Here is a 16,303-nt window from a genome sequence, read left to right on the forward strand (position 1 = left end):
AGGTGGCGTCATTGAGTAAGCGTGCCAAGGTGAACAGCGGCTGGCTGGAGTTCATTCCGCCGCAGATCCCGACTCGGGTCAAGGAGCCGCCCGAAGATGAGGGATGGGTTCACGAGGTCAATCTTGACGGCTACCGAACGCAAATCATCATAGATAAAGGCGGCGTGCGTCTTTACAGCAAGAACGGTCGTGACTGGACCACGAAATACTGGCCCATCGCGCTGGCTGTCGAGCTGCCATGCCGGGCTGCCATTATCGATGGCGAGATCGTTGTGTCAGGCGAGCAGGGCGCTCCCGATTGCCCTGCGCTGGAAGCCGCGATCTGGAACGAACCGAGCCGGCTGGTGTTCGTCGCGTTCGACATCCTCCATCTCGACGGTCGCAATCTAGCCTCCTTGCCCCTACTGCAGCGCAAGCAGGCGCTGTGGCAACTGGTTGAGCACGGCCTCGGCAAGATCCAGTACAGCGAGCATTTCGAGGGCAGTGCGTTAGCGATCTTTCGCGCCATCGGGAAGGTGGGGCTCGAGAGCATCATCTCGAAGCGCGCCGACAGCCGCTATAGGAGCGGACCGTCGAACACATGGCTGAAGGCCAAACATTTCGAGGAAGCCGATTTCTGAGCATCGACGACCGCTTCTGGCGCAACCGCGACCTCAGCGTCGGCACCAGCAATTTCCGCTTTTCGTAGGCGGTCAAGGCGGCCGGAATGACCGACATGGAGGCGCAAAGCAGTCGTCCACGTTGCAGCAGAGGTAAGTCGCCTTTGGGTCCAAGACCCAACACCCCGAACAGCCTACATCGTGTTGTCACCGCACGATCTCGCGATGGCCGCCGGGCAGGCGGGTGGCGATGAGCTTGTCGATGCGCCGGCCGTCGAGGTCGACGACCTCGAAGCGCCAGCCCTGCGCATCGACGCATTCGCCGGTCGTCGGCAGATGGTGCAGGTGCGACAGCACGTAGCCGGCGACGGTCTCGTAGTCGCGGTTCTCGGGCAGGTCGATGCCGAGAACGTCCGCCATCTCGTCAGCCTGCATGTAGCCGGCGAGCAGCCATGAGCCGTCGTCGCGCTTGACGGCGTTTTCCTCCTCGTCGCCGGCGTCGAGGTCCGCCCGGAACACGCCGGTGATGGCTTCCAGTATGTCCGCCGGAGTGACGATGCCTTCGAAATGGCCGTATTCGTCATGGACCAGCGCCATCGGCACGTCGGATTCCTTGAGTGTCGAAAGGACATCCAGCGCGTCGGCCTGGTCATGGACGATGGGAGCGGCGCGCACATGCCGGCGCGGGTCGAGCGCGCGACCGCCAAGCATCGCGGCCAGCACGTCGCGGGTCTGGACGACGCCGATCATGGCGTCGACGCTGCCGTCGCCGGCCGGTAGGCGCGAATGCTGGGTCTCCATCAGGAGCTTGCGGGTCGCCGCGTCGTCAGCCTGCAGATTGATCCAGTCGACCTCGGTGCGCGGCGTCATCACCGCGCGGACGGCGCGGTCGCCGAGCCGCATGACGCCGGCGATCATGCGCCGCTCGTCCGATTCAATGGTGCCGTGATGTTCGGCCTCGGCGACCAGCATCTTGATCTCCTCGTCGGTGACCTTCTCCTCGCTTTCACCGCGCTGGCCAAGCAGCCACAGGATGGCGCGGCCGGAGATGTCGAGCAGGAACACCAACGGTGCCGAGACGGTGGCAAGGATGGTCATCGCCGGAGCAACCCTGGCGGCGACCCGTTCGGGATCGCGCAACGCGATCTGCTTGGGCACAAGTTCGCCGATGATCAGCGAGAAGTAGGTGATGAGGGCGACGACGATGCCGACGCCGATCGGGTCGGCAAGACTTTCGCGGACGCCGGCCGATGCCAGGAACACGGACAGCCGCTCGCCAAGCGTGGCGCCGGAAAAGGCGCCGGACAAGACACCGACCAGGGTGATGCCGATCTGCACCGACGACAGGAATTTGCCGGGATTGGAGCCGAGCGCCAGGGCGCGGCCGGCGCCCTTGACCTCGCGGTCGATCATCCCCTTGAGGCGGGCCGGCCGCGACGAGACGATGGCAAGTTCGGACATTGCCAGAAGGCCGTTCACGCAGATGAGGACGACCACGATGGCGATTTCAGCGTATAGCATGCGGGGTCAATAGCATTGCGGCGAGGTCTTCGAAAATAGATGACCGTCATTTTTCATGCCGGCGCAGGCAGTCATCTCATGCGGCATCCCATGGCGGCGACGAAAAATGCTCGATCAGGGCGTCGACGACGACACGTACTTTTGGCGTCAGGCTGCGCGTCACCGGCCAGATTGCATGCACGACGATGTCTTCGACGAGACAGTCCGACAGGACCGTCTCGAGTTCGCCGCTCTTGAGGCTGTCGGCCGCCAGCCAGGTCGGCAGAAAGACGATGCCGCAGCCGGCAAGGGCTGCATCCAGCATGGGTTCGCCGTGGCCTAGGACAAGCCGCGCCCTTGGCACGAATTTTCCAACATGGCCATCGGCATGCCTTACGGTCCAAGGCCTGACAATGCCGTCGCGGCCGTAGCCGATGACGCTGTGGTTGGCGAGATCCTCGATCGATTGCGGCCTGCCCTGTTTTTCGAGATAGGAGGGGGCCGCGCAGATGGCCGAGCGCTGGGCGTAGATGCGGCGCGCTGCGAGCGACAGGCTGTCATCGAGGTCGCCCATGCGGACCGCCAGATCGATGCCTTCCTCGATCAGGTCGACGCGCCGGTCGTTGAAGGAGATCTCCATCGTCAGATCGGGAAACTGCCTGGAAATCTCGAAGAGCACGGGTGCCACGCATCTGCGGCCGAAGGCCAGGGGCACGTCAACGTGAAGCCGGCCAGAAGGCGCCAGCTGGCGCGCGGCAAGCAGCGACTGGGCGGCGTCGATTTCGGACAGTGCCCTGACGCAGGCTTCGTAGTAGCCCAAGCCTTCGCTGGTCGGGCTCAGGCTGCGGGTGGTGCGGTTGAGCAGGCGAACGCCCAGTCGCTGCTCCAGTTGCGCGACAGCCTTGCCGACCGCCGACTTCGTCACATGCAGCCGCTGGCTGGCGCCGGTGAAGCTGCCGGCCTCGACCGTCTGAACGAATGCGAGGATGCCTTGCAGACTGGCCGATTCCATTCGCTTTCCTATTGTAGAATTTAGGTCCTCAATTTGTTTCCAAATATGCCGCATGGAAGCGCTTTTATCTATAGTTAAATCGCATAGATGTCTCGCGTGACCACCAATAACGGAGCGCGGACCGAAGATGAGACCTGAAATCAATAAATCCTGGCAGATGGGCGGTTTCGGCCTGTCCAGGCTGGAGCCGGCTGAAGGGAAGATTCCCGAGCCGGGGCCACGCGACCTTCTGGTGCGGATCAAAGCCGTTTCGCTGAACTACAAGGACAGGATGATCGTCGACGGCGTGCTGATCCCGGATCTTGCCTTTCCTTTCGTGCCGACATCCGACGCCGTGGGCGAAGTGGTGGCCGTCGGAAGCGAGGTCACCCGCTTCCGCGTCGGACAGCGCGTGCTTGGCCAGGTGATCGCCGATTGGCTGGACGGCGACGCACCGCCTGTGTTGCACAAGCATACGCTGGGATCGTCGCTGCCCGGCACGTTGTCCGACTATGTGCTTTTCCATGAAGATGCCGCCGTGGTGGCGCCGCCGTCCCTCAGCGATGCCGCGGCCTCGACGCTGCCGATCGCGGCCTTGACGGCGTGGTTCGCGCTGGTCGAGGCGACAAAGCCGATCCCGGGCGAGACCGTTCTCATCCAGGGCACGGGTGGCGTGTCGCTGTTTGCGCTGCAGTTCGCTGCAGCCTTCGGCCTGCGCGCCATCGTCACGTCGAGCAGTGACGAGAAGCTCGAGCGGGCAAGAGAACTCGGCGCCTGGCAGGCGATCAACTATCGTGCCCAACCGGCGTGGGACGAGGCTGCGCGCGACATGACTGATGGCGCCGGCGTCAGGCATGTGCTGGAGATGGTCGGCGGCGACAATGCCCGGCGATCGCTCAATGCATTAGGCGCCGACGGCCGGCTGTCGGTCATCGGCCTTCTGGGCGGCATGGAGCTCAGCTTTCCGATCATCCCGTTCCTGCAAAACCGGATTGTCGTGCAGGGCATATCGATCGGTCACCGCCGCGCTTTCGAGCGGATGAACGAGGCGATCGAGACCCTTGCGATCAAGCCGGTGATCGACAAGATCTATGGTTTCGACGAGGTGCCGCAGGCTTTCGAACATCTGGAGACGGGACCGTTCGGCAAGATCGTGATCGCCGGGTCCCGATAGCGGCGATGAGGCGGAGGGCCGGCGGTCCGTCTTGCGTCTACGGCAACTGCAGCAGCACGCCGACCACCGCTTTGCCGTCGGTGAAATAGGGGTCGCCACCGCCATTGCGCCCGGTCTTGGTCGCACCGATGCCTGATATCTCGCCGGTCGAGACCAGCATGCCGGCCGCGGACAGGTCGTGGATCAGGAAGTCGCGCTCGGCGTCGATGTCGGGAGCGATATGATGGGTGATCGCGCCGGTATCGTGGCTGAGGCCGACGCCGCGATCGAAGCTTGCCGAACCCAACCACAGCGGCCGGCCATCGTCTCCGGTCGCATCGGTCTGCCAGAAGCGGACATGATGGCGCCGGTCGGCACTGACGCCGACCGGCTTTTCGAAAGCGAGATCCTGTGCGCGGCCGTCGAAAAGCAGCCGGCTGACCGGCGCGTCGGGATAGGGGCGGCCAAACAGCACGCTTTCGCCGATCTCGATCGCGGTCTTCAGCGTGACGGCATCGGCCGTGTCCCATCCGGCGATGGCGAAGGCGTGGACCAGCTCTTTTTCGGTGCCGACGAGGCCGACATTGATCGGGTCGCCAGGAATGCCTTGCGGCGTGTGCGTCACCATCTCGAAGCGCTGCGTACGGAAGTTGCGGTCTCGCAGGCTCCAGAATTCCGGCGCGGCGAAATAGGCGAGCACGAGATAGCCGACTGAGAACGCCACCAGCCAGATCGTTGCGCGTCGTCGAAGGCTTCGTCGGCTCACGAGATACCATCCAGGCGATATGGCATCACTTCATGTGGCGTCATTCTACGCGACGCCACGGACCTTGGGCAGAGGGCACCGCCAGGGCTCAGCGGCAGGCGCGGTAGCCGTTCTTGCGGTTCTTGATGTCGAAATGGAAATGGTTGCGATGGTCGTAATTGTAGCCGGGACCAAGCACGGTGGTGAAATACTGACAGCCGTCGGCGCGCACGGTGTTGAGGAAGCCGCGCGTGCGGAAAGCGAACAGGCCGGGCTTGCGCACGTCGATATCGTTGCCGTTGTTGAGCTCGATGCTCATGATGTCGAGGGCGTTGCCCTTGCCGTGCTCCGACAGCACGCCTTCGCCGGCGATCCTGCGGCAGGAATAGCTCGAGCCCTGGCGGATGGTCTTGACCCCTGAGAAATAACGCCAGCGGGCGGACGGGACGAGTTCGTTCCTGGCCCAGCCGGCGAAGGTGGCGGCCATGTCGCAGGTCAGCGTCGCGGCCGGCTTCATCCCGATGTTGCCGATGGCCGAGACCTTGACCGGATAGTCGATGCCGCACTGGCCTTCGCGGATCGGCGCAAGATCGGTGTAGACGACGCCGAGGCGCTTCAACTCCTTGCGGCAGTCGACCTCGCTGGCAGGCATCTGTTCAGCCGGCGCCATCGGCTCGTCCATGCGCGGATAGGCGGCGGTCATATACGGGTTGGACGGGACGAGGGTCTGCATGCCGGAATATGTGGAAACAGCAGCGGTCTGGCTGCCAACATCGACGGCCGGTTCCAGCGAAAGCACGCTGCCGGTGGTGCAGGCCGAGATCGCAGCGATGGCAAGCCCGCCGGCAACCATGCGCGCGCGTCTCGTTTGCCGCACGGCGATGAACGCGGCGCGAAATATCCCGGCCATAGGCAGGTTCCCTGTCCCCGAACCTGATCCCGATCAGGTTCTGCCTGTTTGTTTGACCATGACCTTTTCCGAAAACCGGTCCCCACTTTTTCGGGATCATGGTCCAGATGGCACAGAGTTTAGTCGCCAAGAGTAAAGGAAAAATCAGCAGCGGCATTCACGCCTGAGGCCAAATTGCGGCGCGAACCTTAGTCCGGGGTGATCTCACTGGCAGAAGGTGCCGCCGTTGCGGCGCGGTGCGAGGTCGAGATGGAAATGCAGCGAATGATCCGCATCGCTGCCCGGGCCGAGCACGGTCTTGAACGGTCCGCAGGCTGCCTTGCGCAGCACATTCAGGAATTTCGCGTCCTTTTCCGGCGGCGCCGGGCCGATATCGATCCTTTTCCCGTCCGAAAGCGTGAAGCCGGCGATGTCGAGCGCGTTGCCGAAGGCGTGCTCCGACAGTTTCCCTCCGCCATTGCGCTGTCGGCAGACGAAGGCGGATGCCTGGCCGACCGACTTGAGATTGGCGCCGAACTCGGCCTTGGCCGCCGGCTGGATGACATCGGCGGCGAAGCGCGCGGCGGCCTCGGCCATCTGGCAGTTCAGCTCGGTTTCGGGGTTGATATCCAATGATTTGCCCAGCGTCTTCAGCGCGATCGGATAGGGGATGGAGCAGCCGACCGTCGCATCGTGCTCGGCCTTGCGTTCCTCGAAGTCGACGCCCATCGACTTCAGCCGCCTGCGGCAGGCAAGTTCCTCTTCCGGCATTTTTTCCTGCGGCACGGAGGCCGAGCGCGGGTCGGGAGGGATTTCTTTCTCCTGCGTTTGCGCCGGCTTTTCCGGTGGTTTCGGGGCGGTGGCCGGCGGCTCCGCCTCAGCGGGCTTTTCGGCCGGTTTTGGAGCGACTGCCGGCGGCTCCGGCCGGGCTTCCTCGTGCTGGTCGGGTCTGTGCTGGTTCGGTTTGTCGGTCGCGGGCTGACCAGGCGTTGGCGCATCCGCAGGGCGCGGCTCGGGGACCGGCGCGTCGGCGGGCGCGGCTTTTTGCGCTGGTTGCGATTGATTGAGCTCCGGGACGGGCACGCTTTCAGGCAATTTTGGAGCTTTGGCCAGGGCCGCACCCGCGAACAGCATCATCACCGCCAAAGGTGGCGCCAATCTGCTCAGTCCAGCCAATCTGGTCAATCCGACCGATCCGATCGATCCGGGAGGGGTTAGCGCCGCCATTCGTCCTTAACGGCGGGTGCGTGCGGAAGTTGCCCTGGACGAGGGTTTTGGCCGATCACGAACAGTAACCGCGGCGTTACGCGCCGATCGCTTCCAGCCCTTCCTCCAGCCAATCGGCCAGGAGCGGCATGCCGAGCAGATATTTCGCCGTGCGTTTGTTGACGCGCTCGCGCGCGGCGGTCACCGCGTCCGCCCATTCCGAGGCGTCGTAGTCGCCACGGCCAACCCAGGCCAGCGCGATGAGTTCGGCCGCCTCGTCGACATTGAGGTCGTTGATCAGTTCGCGCAGTTCTTCTTCGGTGAGGTTTTCGGAACTTTCCTCTGCGAGGCCGTCATGGTGATGGTTGTCGTGCTGCTCGCCGTCGAACTCTATCTCGTGCTCGGCGCCATCGGCATAGTCTTCGTTGACGGCAGCACTCAGCGCCTTCGCCTTGAGGATAAACAGGCGCACGGTGTCGGGACCGATCGAAAGTTCCCATTCCCTTTCAACGCGCCGCCGCACTGGCCTTCTCCGCATGCTCCGTTTATCGTGTGTTGGATGATAGCGAATTTGCGGCGCTCGTCACGTCACCTTCGGTTCTTCAATTTTGCGGCCGTTGCGGACGGTTTCAAAAAGCTTCTGGCGGCCGCACTCTTTTTCGGGATGAAACGGCTTCTGCCCGGCGTTAGCCTCGCATTGTCGTGTTTCAAGGAGGTTTCGATGCGCAGACGATTGCTGATCCAGGTTCTGGCGCTTGCCGCCCTGCCGCTGTTTGCGGCCCCGGTGTTTTCGGCGGGCGAGGGCGGCGGAGGTGGCGCCGGAGGCGGTGGCGGCAACGAGACCGTCACGAAATGCAAGAAAGGCTACGTCTACGACAAGAAACTGAAGAAATGCGCGGCACCCAAGCAAGGCATGCTGGATGACGACAACATCTATGAAGCCGGCCGCGCCCTGGCGATGGCCGGACGTTATGACGAGGCGATCGCCGTGCTCAGCCTGGCTGCGGACAAGAAAGACCCACGCATCCTCAACTATCTCGGCTACTCGCATCGCCATTCCGGCCGCGTCACCGTCGGCCTCGGCTATTACGAGGAAGCGCTGCGCATCGACCCGAACTACACGCTGGTGCGCGAATATCTCGGCGAGGCCCATCTGCAGATCGGCGATCTCGCCGGCGCCCAGGAACAGCTCCGCGAGATCGAGAAGCGCACCGGCAAGGGATCTCGCGAATACGGCATGCTGTCCCAGCAGATCGACCACTTCACGAGGAGCTGACTCGACCCCCGAACGCTCCTCAAACCGGCTGCGAGCAATCGCAGCCGGTTTTTTGTTGCCGCGCGTCCTGCCAGCCGCGCTGCCGCGACGGCATTTCCACAAATGACGGGTGAATTTCTCAAAACCGATTTTTTTGGCGTGAAAAACCCGCGAAGATTGCTATATTGGGAAAAATTGCGGTGAGACGGTTCCGTTAGCCCGAGGCTGCCGGACCGTTTTCTTTTTGTACCATCGACAAGGTCGCTCCCGGAAAGCGGGGGCGGCGGCAGGAAAGGTCAGGCATCATGAACAAGGTTCCGATGACAGGCGAGGGGTTCGCGTCGTTGAAGGAAGAACTGCGCTGGCGCCAGCAGGAAGAGCGGCCGCGCATTATCGAGGCAATTTCCGAAGCGCGCTCGCATGGCGATCTCTCGGAAAATGCCGAGTACCACGCGGCGAAAGAGGCGCAGAGCCTCAATGAGGGCCGCGTCCACGAGCTTGAGGACTTCATCGCGCGTGCCGAAGTGATCGACATCACCAAGCTCAGCGGCGAGAAGGTCAAGTTCGGCGCGACCGTGGTACTGGTCGACGAGGACACGGAAGAGAAGAAGACCTACCAGATCGTCGGTGACCAGGAAGCGGACGTGAAGTCCGGCCGTATCTCGATTTCCTCACCGATCGCGCGGGCGCTGATCGGCAAGGAAGTCGGCGACGCGATCGAGGTCAACGCGCCAGGCGGTGCGCGGGGTTACGAGATCGTCCAGGTGCAATTTATCTAGGGGTAAAACGGGCAGGATTTGCTCCTGAATCGCGTTGTTTTAACCCGAGGATTGCGCCGGGTTTCGCCAATCACCGGCGTTGCAGAATAAGCGTCGAGCTCGCGGCCAGCCCCCTTCTCCTCGTCACTATACGGGGAGAAGGTGCCGGCAGGCGATTGGGGGGCGGCGCTGATCTTTCCGATTGAATTGATTGAACAAATCAATTCTTGCCGGCGCCGGCCCGACCAGGCGCCCGGCGTTCCAGCAGCCTCTCGGCCTCCGCCATCGCTTCCGCTGGCGTCACACGCCCCCCGGGCGCGGCCAAAAGCGTTGACGAGAACGGCCCGCGCGGGCCGGTCAGGCCGGGTTCCGTCGCCAGGAACACGGCGACGGTCGGCAGGCCGAAAGCACTGGCGAGGTGAGTGAGGCCGGTGTCGGCGCCGATGACCAGCACTGACCGGCCGATGATCGCGGCGATCTCGGCAAGCGGCGATTTCGGTACCAGAACGGTCTGCGGAACGGCCTCGGCAACCGCTTCGGCAACCGCCTTTTCCCTGTCGTTCGACCAGGTGGTGACCGGCGTCATGCCTCTCTCCACGAGAAGCCGGGCAGTCTCGATCCAGTCGTCGGCCGGCCATTTCTTGTCCTCGCGGCTGGTGCCGTGCAGCAGGAAGGCGGGTTTTTCGCCGACAAAGGTCGAACCGCCGGCCGGCGGCACAATGCCGGACTCGATCCCGGAAAAATCCGGTTCATAGCCGAGCGCCAGCCCGAACAGCCGCCTTGTGCGTTCGATGGCATGCAGGTCGCGCGGCACGGCATAGCGGCGGTCGTAGAACAAAGCCGCCGAAGGTTCGCGGGCGCTCGAGCCATCGAAGCCGGCGATCGGCGCCGCGGCCTGTTTCGCCACCAGGGCCGATTTCAGCAATCCTTGCGCATCGATGACGAGATCGTAGCGGCAATCCCGCAAGGCGCGGCGCAAGCCCGCCGCCTCGCGCCATGTGCCGCGGCCGAGCGGGCTTTTGCGCCAGCGCCGGATCGCCACGGTGCGGATGGTCGCGATCGCCGGATGCAGCGCCACGATGCCGGCAAAAGCCTCCTCCACACACCAGTCGAACGACACATCGGGCCGGTTCCGGCGCGCATCCTCGACGGCCGGAAAGGTATGGATGACGTCACCCATCGAGGATGTCTTGACGATGAGAACCTTCATACGGCGGCCGGTATTTCCAGCAGCCGTTCCACAGCCGCCGCGACCTGCGCGACCTCAAGCGTCTTCAGGCAGTTGAGATGACCGAGCGGGCAGATTTTCTGGTGGCAGGGCGAACAGGACAGGCCGAGCCAGACCAGTTCGCGGTGCTCGGCGAGCGGCGGCGTATTCTGCGGCGACGTCGAGCCGTAGACGGCAACGATCGGCGTGCCGACCGCTGCGGCAACATGCATCAGCCCGCTGTCGTTCGACACCGCGAGCCTGGCCGCGGCGATCAGGTCGATGGCGTCCTCCAGCCGCGTCTGGCCGGCGAGGTCGACAGCACCCGGCGCAAGCGTGGCGATTTCCGCCGTGACGTCGGCGTCGTTCTTCGATCCGAACAGCGCGACCTTCAGCCCTTTCGCCATCATGGCGCGGGCAAGGCCGGCATAGTGTTCACTCGGCCAGCGTTTGGCCGGGCCGAATTCGGCGCCCGGCATCAGCGCGACGAATTTTTCCGCCTCCAGCCCGAAGCGGCCCAGCAATGCCGCCTGGGTTTTCGTGTCGACAGCAAGCCTTGGGGCGCGGAACGTGCCCCCTTGCGCGAGGCCGAAATAGGCTTGCGCCGTGCGCCGTTTCACACCGTCGGGCAAGGGAACGATGTCGGTCAGCAGCCCGTAGCGCATTTCCTTGAGATGGCCGACACGGCGCGGGATGCGGGCAAAGAACGGGACCAGCGCCGACTTCCAGCTTCCCGGCATGACATAGGCCATGTCGTAGCGGCCGCGCAGCCGGCGGCCGAAGCGCCTTCGGATGCGAAATTCCAGCACGCCGGATTTCAGCGGCAGATCGATCTGGTGGCGTATTTCGGGCATGCGCTTGACCAGCGGTGCCGCCCATGCCGGGGCCAGCACGTCGATCGCGGTGGTCGGGTGAAGCTCTTTCAGCGCCGAGAACAGGCACTGCGCCATCACCATGTCGCCCACCCAGCGGGGGCCGATCACGAGGATCGCTGGGCTTTCAACCATTCGACATAGTCTCTGACGCCGGTTTCCACTGTGCGAAACTGACCATTGTAACCGGCAGCGCGCAACCGGGACATATCAGCTTGGGTAAAACTCTGGTAGCTGCCCTTGAGGTGGTCGGGGAAGTCGATGAACTCGATCTGCCCCTTGCCCAGCGTGCCGATCACCGTGTCGGCAATGGTGCGGAACGGCTGGGCGCGGCCGGTACCGCAGTTGAAGATGCCGCTCAATTCGCGTTTCCACAGCCACAGATTGACGTCGGCGACATCGCCGACATGGATGAAGTCGCGGCTCTGCTCGCCGGGTCCAAATCCATCATAGGCGCCGAACAATTTCGGGTTCTGGCCTTGCTCGACCTGGTTGAACAGATGGAAGGCGACTGAGGCCATGGCACCCTTGTGCGCCTCGCGCGGTCCATAGACGTTGAAATAGCGAAGGCCCGCCACCGGCGAATGATCGGTGTCGAAGACGGTGCGGCGGACGTAGTCGTCGAACAGTTTCTTTGAATAGGCATAGACGTTGAGCGGGCGTTCGCATTCCGGCTCCTCGCGAAAGTCGGCGCCGCCGCCATAGACCGAGGCGGAGGAGGCATAGAGGAAAGGCACGCGCAGCTCGAGGCAGGCATGCAGCAGCCGCTTCGAATAGGCGTAGTTCACCTCCATCATGAACTTGCCGTTCCACTCGGTGGTGGTCGAGCAGGCGCCCTGGTGGAAAACAGCCTCGATGCGGCCGAGTCCGCCGTCTTCGAGGCGCGCCAGAAAATCGTCCTTGTCGAGATAGTCGGCGATCTGGAGGTCGGCGAGATTGGCGATCTTGTGGCCGTCGGTCAGGTCGTCGACGACGAGGATGTCGCTAATCCCTTCGGCATTAAGCGCGGCGACAATGTTGGAGCCGATCATGCCGGCGCCGCCCGTGACGATGATCATGTTAATAGGCCCTGACCTGCGGTTGCTTGCCGAATCCGGCCCTTATAGGGGACGCTGGCAGGCCTGTCGATAAAGACACTGGCTGTCCGGACTGGCCGGACGCCGCAATTGCGCCAACAGTCCGTATTGATTCCGGTTCAAATTCGACGGCGACATAAGCGGGATTGTCGGGACCAGCTACGACGAATGTAGGGATGGATCGACGGGACTGTTTTCGAAATAAGGTCTGCCGTACCGGTAGTTGAATCGCTCTTCATTTCCGTTGGAAGCCCTATACCGGGTTTTCATCAACGCCGAGCGACAGCCGCGCTATCGGCGGTCAAGTTCTCGCATATCTTCAATACAACCATGACATCAAATCTAGAGCCCGGTCTTCGCTTCCTCCAGAGCCTGCGTGTCGACGGCACGCTCACGGTTCCGGCCATGGCGCCGGCCTTCACGGGCTTCGGCGACATGCCGCCGGTCTTTGCGACAGCCTTCATGGTCGGCTTCATAGAGTGGGCATGCGTCGAGGCATTGCGCCCGTTTCTCGGCAGCCACGAAAGAACCGTAGGCACCCTTGTCGACGTCAGTCACATCGCCGCCACGCCGGTCGGCATGACGGTCACCGCCGAGGTCGAACTGGTCGCCGTGGAAGGGCGCAAGTTGCGCTTCAAGGTGTCCTGCAGGGACGAATGCGGTTTGATCGGCGAAGGCTTCCACGAGAGGGCGGTCGTCGACCATCTCAAATTCCTGGCGCGCGTTTCGGCCAAGTCGGAGCAGACCGGTCATGTTTGAGGGCTTCGAGCACAAGATCGTCTCGGTCGAGGGAATCGATGTCGCCTGCGACGTGGGTGGCTCCGGACCACCAGTGCTCCTGCTGCACGGATTTCCGCAGAGCCGGGCCATGTGGGCGCGGGTTGCTCCGCAACTCGCAAGCCATTTCACCGTTGTCTGTGCCGATCTTCGCGGTTACGGCGATTCTGCGAAGCCGAAATGCTTGCCGGATTGTTCGAACTACGCCTTCCGCGCTTTCGCGGCCGATCAGGTCGGCCTGATGCGTCATCTTGGATTCAACCGCTTTCACATGGTTGGCCATGATCGGGGTGGGCGTACCGGACACCGGATGGCGCTCGACCATCCCGACGCGGTGCTGTCGCTCACGGTGATGGACATCGTGCCTACCTACGCGATGTTCATGGACACCAACCGGAAGGTCGCGGGCGCCTATTGGCACTGGTATTTTCTTTCGCAGCCCGAACCTTTCCCCGAACGCCTTATCGGCAGCGATCCCGACTTCTTCTATGAAACCTGCCTTGTTGGCTGGGGTGCAACCAAGATCTCGGATTTCGACCCCGAGATGATGGCCGAGTATCGGCGTGCGTGGCGCGCTCCCGACATGGTTCACGGCTCATGCTCCGACTACCGGGCGGCGGCGAGCATCGATCTCCAGCACGATACAGCCGATCTCGACCGGAAGGTCGTTTGCCCGACGCTCGTGTTTTACGGCTCGTCCGGCACAATGGCGTCCCTGTTCGATATTCCCTCGGAGTGGCGCAAGCGCTGTTCCAATGTGACCGAAGCCTCGCTTCCGGGAGGCCATTTCTTCGTCGATCAATTTCCGGCAGAAACGGCGCGACGCCTGAGAGAGTTTTTGGCCGATCTCGCGTGAGTTCGGGAACCGGGCGTACCTCACGACCATCCCCATCGTCACAAGACCGGTGCTGGAGCGTCACAGTGCCGCCGCAAAGCTCTCGCTTCAGTCGACGACCCGCCAGCGAAGCGCGACAGGAGCAAGGCAATGCCATCGACCGAACTGCTTATCGCCTTCTTCGCCACCACGGCGATCTTCGCCTACATCCCCGGCCCGGCCATGCTTTACGCGGCTGCACAAACCATGGCGCGTGGCCGCTGGTCCGGCCTGATGGCGGTGTTGGGTATTCACCTTGGCGGCTATGTGCATGTCATCGCCGCTGCTGCCGGGTTGTCCGTGCTTTTCCACGCCGTGCCGACGCTCTACGTGGCGGTCAAGCTGGCCGGCGCGCTCTATCTGATCTGGCTGGGTGTTTCGCTGTTTCGCGCCAAGGCGCAAGACGATGCCGTCCTCTCAGGCTCCGTTGCCTCAGGCATGGTTCCGAAATCTGCCCGCCGCGCCTTTTTCGAGAGCATCACCGTCGAAGTGCTCAATCCCAAGACCGCGATCTTCTTCATGGCGTTCCTGCCGCAATTCATCGACGCGTCGGCGACATTTCCCGTCTGGCTCCAGTTCCTCGTCCTCGGGACGATCGTCAATCTGATGTTCTCCTCTGCGGATGTCGTGTGCGTGGTGCTGGCAGGCGCGCTGATCACCGGGCTGCGGCGTTCGAGCCACGCGCAGCGCCTCATGCGGCGCGCGGGCGGCGTGGTGCTCGTCGGATTGGGTGTTCATGTCGCTTTGCAGAAAAGCTGATCCGTCAACGGCAGTCGGCTGTGACTTGCTCGATGCCTGCCGTTGCGCTGGGCCGAATTGCGGTATATCGGCTTCGCCATGAACGACCAGCCCTGCCAGTCCGGCGTTTTCACAGCATCGGGACCGGCTTTCATTGCACGTCGCGGATGACATGAACGAGCAATACCTGCCTTCTCCCGACCCCCTTCACCGCGCCATCTCGCGGTTCGGCAACGTCACCGTGCTGGTGGTCGGCGATTTCATCCTCGACCGTTTCGTCAACGGCGTCATCGAGCGGATTTCGCCTGAAGCGCCTATTCCGGTGCTGCGCGGGCGTGGCGAAACGTCGGCGATGGGCGGCGCCGGCAACGTCGTCTCCAACATCGTCTCGCTCGGCGCCGCCGCGATACCGGTCTCGGTGATCGGCGACGATCAGGCCGGCGACAATCTCATGCGCATGCTTGGGGAATCTGGCGTCGACACCGGCGGCCTCACGCAGGACGCGAACCGCATGACGTCGTCGAAAAGCCGCTTCAGCGCGCTCAACCAGCAGGTGCTGCGCTTCGACGAAGAGGAAATCAAGCCGCTGGACGATGCGGAGCGCGCGACGCTGATCCGGCATTTCCGCGCCGCGCTTACGCAAGCCGACATCGTTATCCTGTCCGACTACGGCAAGGGCATGTTGCTCGACGGCGTCGCAAGCGAGCTGATCTCGATCTGCCGCGAGGTGGGAAAGCCGGTTCTGGTCGATCCGAAGGGGCGTGATTATGCGTGCTATGCCGGGGCGACGGCAATCACGCCCAATCGCAAGGAACTCGGCGAGGCGGTCGGACGCGCGGTGTTTGCTGACGACGAGATCGTGGCCGCGGCGCGTGAACTGATCGCGGCACATGGCTTCGATTTCGTCGTTGCGACGCGCAGCGAAAAAGGCATGAGCGTCGTCAGCCGGGACGATGCCCGCCACATCACGACGCAGGCGCGGGAAGTGTTCGACGTTTCGGGCGCCGGCGACACGGTGATCGCGACGTTTGCGCTGGCTCTTGCCGCGGGCGCCGACCGCATCATGGCCGCCGCCATCGCCAATGCGGCGGGTGGCGTGGTGGTGGGAAAGCGTGGTACCGCGCGGCTGACGGTCGAGGAACTCACCGGCGCGCTGTTTCGCTCGCACGGACCGGTTGCCCACAAGGATGCGATCCTCGATGCCACTGCCGCCGCCAGGCTGGTGGCGGCGTGGAAGGACGAAGGCCTGAGCGTCGGCTTCACCAATGGCTGTTTCGATATCCTCCATGCCGGCCATGTCGGCCTTTTGCATGCGGCACGCAGCCAGTGCGACCGGCTGGTTCTGGGTCTCAACAGCGATGCCTCGGTGCGCCGGCTAAAAGGGCCGGGGCGTCCGGTCAACGACGAGCATGACCGGGCCTGCGTGCTGGCGGCGCTTGCCTCGGTCGACGCCGTCGTCGTCTTCGAGGAAGACACGCCGCTCGCCCTGATCGAGGCGCTGACGCCCGACATACTGGTCAAGGGCGCCGACTACACGATCGATCAGGTGGTCGGTGCAGACGTGGTGCAGAAGGCGGGTGGACGCGTCGTGCTGGTCGATCTCGTCGCCGGCAAAAGCACGACGGGCACCATCGGCAAGTTGCGCGCCGGCAATACAAACTGA

General features: G+C 63.4%; 17 protein-coding genes. 8 read left to right on the forward strand and 9 right to left on the reverse strand.

Annotated features, from left to right (window positions below):
• Positions 1-11 precede the first annotated feature (11 nt).
• On the forward strand, positions 12-620 hold the full coding sequence (locus tag E5X88_RS17980) for a DNA ligase (RefSeq protein WP_292163618.1): 609 nt from the start codon (positions 12-14) through the stop codon (positions 618-620).
• A gap of 186 nt (positions 621-806) precedes the next feature.
• On the opposite strand, the gene E5X88_RS17985 is transcribed toward E5X88_RS17980, so the two are convergent.
• A complete protein-coding gene (locus E5X88_RS17985) occupies positions 807-2,120 on the reverse strand; it encodes a hemolysin family protein (protein WP_292163620.1) in 1,314 nt (437 codons plus the stop codon).
• 76 nt (positions 2,121-2,196) lie between these two features.
• Positions 2,197-3,111, reverse strand: coding sequence for a LysR family transcriptional regulator (locus E5X88_RS17990; protein ID WP_292163622.1), 915 nt, complete (start codon positions 3,109-3,111; stop codon positions 2,197-2,199).
• A 127-nt stretch (positions 3,112-3,238) separates the two neighbouring features.
• Here E5X88_RS17990 and E5X88_RS17995 point away from each other — a divergent pair, with 127 nt between their 5' ends.
• Positions 3,239-4,264, forward strand: a complete 1,026-nt coding sequence (locus E5X88_RS17995) for an NAD(P)-dependent alcohol dehydrogenase (RefSeq protein ID WP_292163623.1) — start codon at positions 3,239-3,241, stop codon at positions 4,262-4,264.
• A gap of 37 nt (positions 4,265-4,301) precedes the next feature.
• On the opposite strand, the gene E5X88_RS18000 is transcribed toward E5X88_RS17995, so the two are convergent.
• The 4 genes from E5X88_RS18000 to E5X88_RS18015 form a co-directional block, all read right to left on the reverse strand.
• A complete protein-coding gene (locus E5X88_RS18000; protein ID WP_292163625.1) occupies positions 4,302-5,009 on the reverse strand; it encodes an LssY C-terminal domain-containing protein in 708 nt (235 codons plus the stop codon).
• An 88-nt stretch (positions 5,010-5,097) separates the two neighbouring features.
• Positions 5,098-5,898 carry an extensin family protein gene (locus E5X88_RS18005; protein WP_292163626.1) on the reverse strand — a complete coding sequence of 267 codons (801 nt, stop codon included), beginning with the start codon at positions 5,896-5,898 and terminating at the stop codon, positions 5,098-5,100.
• A gap of 204 nt (positions 5,899-6,102) precedes the next feature.
• Positions 6,103-7,014, reverse strand: a complete 912-nt coding sequence (locus E5X88_RS18010; protein WP_292163814.1) for an extensin family protein — start codon at positions 7,012-7,014, stop codon at positions 6,103-6,105.
• 166 nt (positions 7,015-7,180) lie between these two features.
• Positions 7,181-7,606 carry a DUF3775 domain-containing protein gene (locus tag E5X88_RS18015; protein ID WP_292163627.1) on the reverse strand — a complete coding sequence of 142 codons (426 nt, stop codon included), beginning with the start codon at positions 7,604-7,606 and terminating at the stop codon, positions 7,181-7,183.
• 198 nt (positions 7,607-7,804) lie between these two features.
• On the opposite strand from E5X88_RS18015, the gene E5X88_RS18020 reads away from it, so the two are divergent.
• Both E5X88_RS18020 and greA read left to right on the forward strand, forming a co-directional pair.
• Positions 7,805-8,359 (forward strand): tetratricopeptide repeat protein, encoded by a 555-nt coding sequence (locus tag E5X88_RS18020; RefSeq protein ID WP_292163629.1) that lies wholly within the window; start codon positions 7,805-7,807, stop codon positions 8,357-8,359.
• A 284-nt stretch (positions 8,360-8,643) separates the two neighbouring features.
• On the forward strand, positions 8,644-9,117 hold the full coding sequence (gene greA, locus E5X88_RS18025) for a transcription elongation factor GreA (protein WP_126034333.1): 474 nt from the start codon (positions 8,644-8,646) through the stop codon (positions 9,115-9,117).
• A gap of 199 nt (positions 9,118-9,316) precedes the next feature.
• Here the strand turns inward: greA and waaC are convergent, their stop codons facing one another.
• The 3 genes from waaC to rfaD are packed head-to-tail and all read right to left on the reverse strand — an operon-like array spanning position 9,317 to position 12,233.
• On the reverse strand, positions 9,317-10,306 hold the full coding sequence (waaC, locus tag E5X88_RS18030; RefSeq protein ID WP_292163632.1) for a lipopolysaccharide heptosyltransferase I: 990 nt from the start codon (positions 10,304-10,306) through the stop codon (positions 9,317-9,319).
• A complete protein-coding gene (gene waaF, locus E5X88_RS18035; RefSeq protein WP_292163634.1) occupies positions 10,303-11,310 on the reverse strand; it encodes a lipopolysaccharide heptosyltransferase II in 1,008 nt (335 codons plus the stop codon). Before waaF ends, waaC begins: the two co-directional genes overlap by 4 nt.
• Positions 11,283-12,233, reverse strand: coding sequence for an ADP-glyceromanno-heptose 6-epimerase (gene rfaD / locus E5X88_RS18040; RefSeq protein WP_292163636.1), 951 nt, complete (start codon positions 12,231-12,233; stop codon positions 11,283-11,285). Before rfaD ends, waaF begins: the two co-directional genes overlap by 28 nt.
• 348 nt (positions 12,234-12,581) lie before the next feature.
• Between rfaD and E5X88_RS18045 the strand changes: the two genes are divergently transcribed.
• The 4 genes from E5X88_RS18045 to rfaE1 all read left to right on the forward strand — a co-directional run bounded on the left by E5X88_RS18045 (position 12,582) and on the right by rfaE1 (position 16,303).
• On the forward strand, positions 12,582-13,010 hold the full coding sequence (locus E5X88_RS18045) for a thioesterase family protein (protein WP_292163638.1): 429 nt from the start codon (positions 12,582-12,584) through the stop codon (positions 13,008-13,010).
• Positions 13,003-13,884: an alpha/beta hydrolase gene (locus E5X88_RS18050; protein ID WP_292163642.1), complete on the forward strand. Its 882-nt coding sequence runs from the start codon at positions 13,003-13,005 to the stop codon at positions 13,882-13,884. The genes E5X88_RS18045 and E5X88_RS18050 overlap by 8 nt, the downstream gene beginning before the upstream one ends.
• Positions 13,885-14,013: 129 nt before the next feature.
• Complete coding sequence (locus tag E5X88_RS18055) at positions 14,014-14,661, forward strand: LysE family translocator (RefSeq protein WP_292163643.1); 648 nt, start codon at positions 14,014-14,016, stop codon at positions 14,659-14,661.
• A 151-nt stretch (positions 14,662-14,812) separates the two neighbouring features.
• Positions 14,813-16,303, forward strand: coding sequence for a D-glycero-beta-D-manno-heptose-7-phosphate kinase (gene rfaE1, locus E5X88_RS18060; RefSeq protein ID WP_292163644.1), 1,491 nt, complete (start codon positions 14,813-14,815; stop codon positions 16,301-16,303).

It is taken from the genome of Mesorhizobium sp. (assembly GCF_004962245.1).
Taxonomy (GTDB): Bacteria; Pseudomonadota; Alphaproteobacteria; order Rhizobiales; family Rhizobiaceae; genus Mesorhizobium.

What these genes read in the sequence shown, in the direction of transcription:
- E5X88_RS17985 (WP_292163620.1), bottom strand. Translation starts at nt 2,120, where the DNA reads ATGCTATACGCTGAAATCGCCATCGTGGTCGTCCTCATCTGCGTGAAC.
- waaC (WP_292163632.1), bottom strand. Translation starts at nt 10,306, where the DNA reads ATGAAGGTTCTCATCGTCAAGACATCCTCGATGGGTGACGTCATCCAT.
- E5X88_RS18055 (WP_292163643.1), top strand. Translation starts at nt 14,014, where the DNA reads ATGCCATCGACCGAACTGCTTATCGCCTTCTTCGCCACCACGGCGATC.
- rfaE1 (WP_292163644.1), top strand. Translation starts at nt 14,813, where the DNA reads ATGAACGAGCAATACCTGCCTTCTCCCGACCCCCTTCACCGCGCCATC.
- E5X88_RS18020 (WP_292163629.1), top strand. Translation starts at nt 7,805, where the DNA reads ATGCGCAGACGATTGCTGATCCAGGTTCTGGCGCTTGCCGCCCTGCCG.
- greA (WP_126034333.1), top strand. Translation starts at nt 8,644, where the DNA reads ATGAACAAGGTTCCGATGACAGGCGAGGGGTTCGCGTCGTTGAAGGAA.
- E5X88_RS18045 (WP_292163638.1), top strand. Translation starts at nt 12,582, where the DNA reads ATGACATCAAATCTAGAGCCCGGTCTTCGCTTCCTCCAGAGCCTGCGT.
- E5X88_RS17990 (WP_292163622.1), bottom strand. Translation starts at nt 3,111, where the DNA reads ATGGAATCGGCCAGTCTGCAAGGCATCCTCGCATTCGTTCAGACGGTC.
- rfaD (WP_292163636.1), bottom strand. Translation starts at nt 12,233, where the DNA reads ATGATCATCGTCACGGGCGGCGCCGGCATGATCGGCTCCAACATTGTC.
- E5X88_RS17995 (WP_292163623.1), top strand. Translation starts at nt 3,239, where the DNA reads ATGAGACCTGAAATCAATAAATCCTGGCAGATGGGCGGTTTCGGCCTG.
- E5X88_RS18050 (WP_292163642.1), top strand. Translation starts at nt 13,003, where the DNA reads ATGTTTGAGGGCTTCGAGCACAAGATCGTCTCGGTCGAGGGAATCGAT.
- E5X88_RS18005 (WP_292163626.1), bottom strand. Translation starts at nt 5,898, where the DNA reads ATGGCCGGGATATTTCGCGCCGCGTTCATCGCCGTGCGGCAAACGAGA.
- E5X88_RS18010 (WP_292163814.1), bottom strand. Translation starts at nt 7,014, where the DNA reads ATGATGCTGTTCGCGGGTGCGGCCCTGGCCAAAGCTCCAAAATTGCCT.
- waaF (WP_292163634.1), bottom strand. Translation starts at nt 11,310, where the DNA reads ATGGTTGAAAGCCCAGCGATCCTCGTGATCGGCCCCCGCTGGGTGGGC.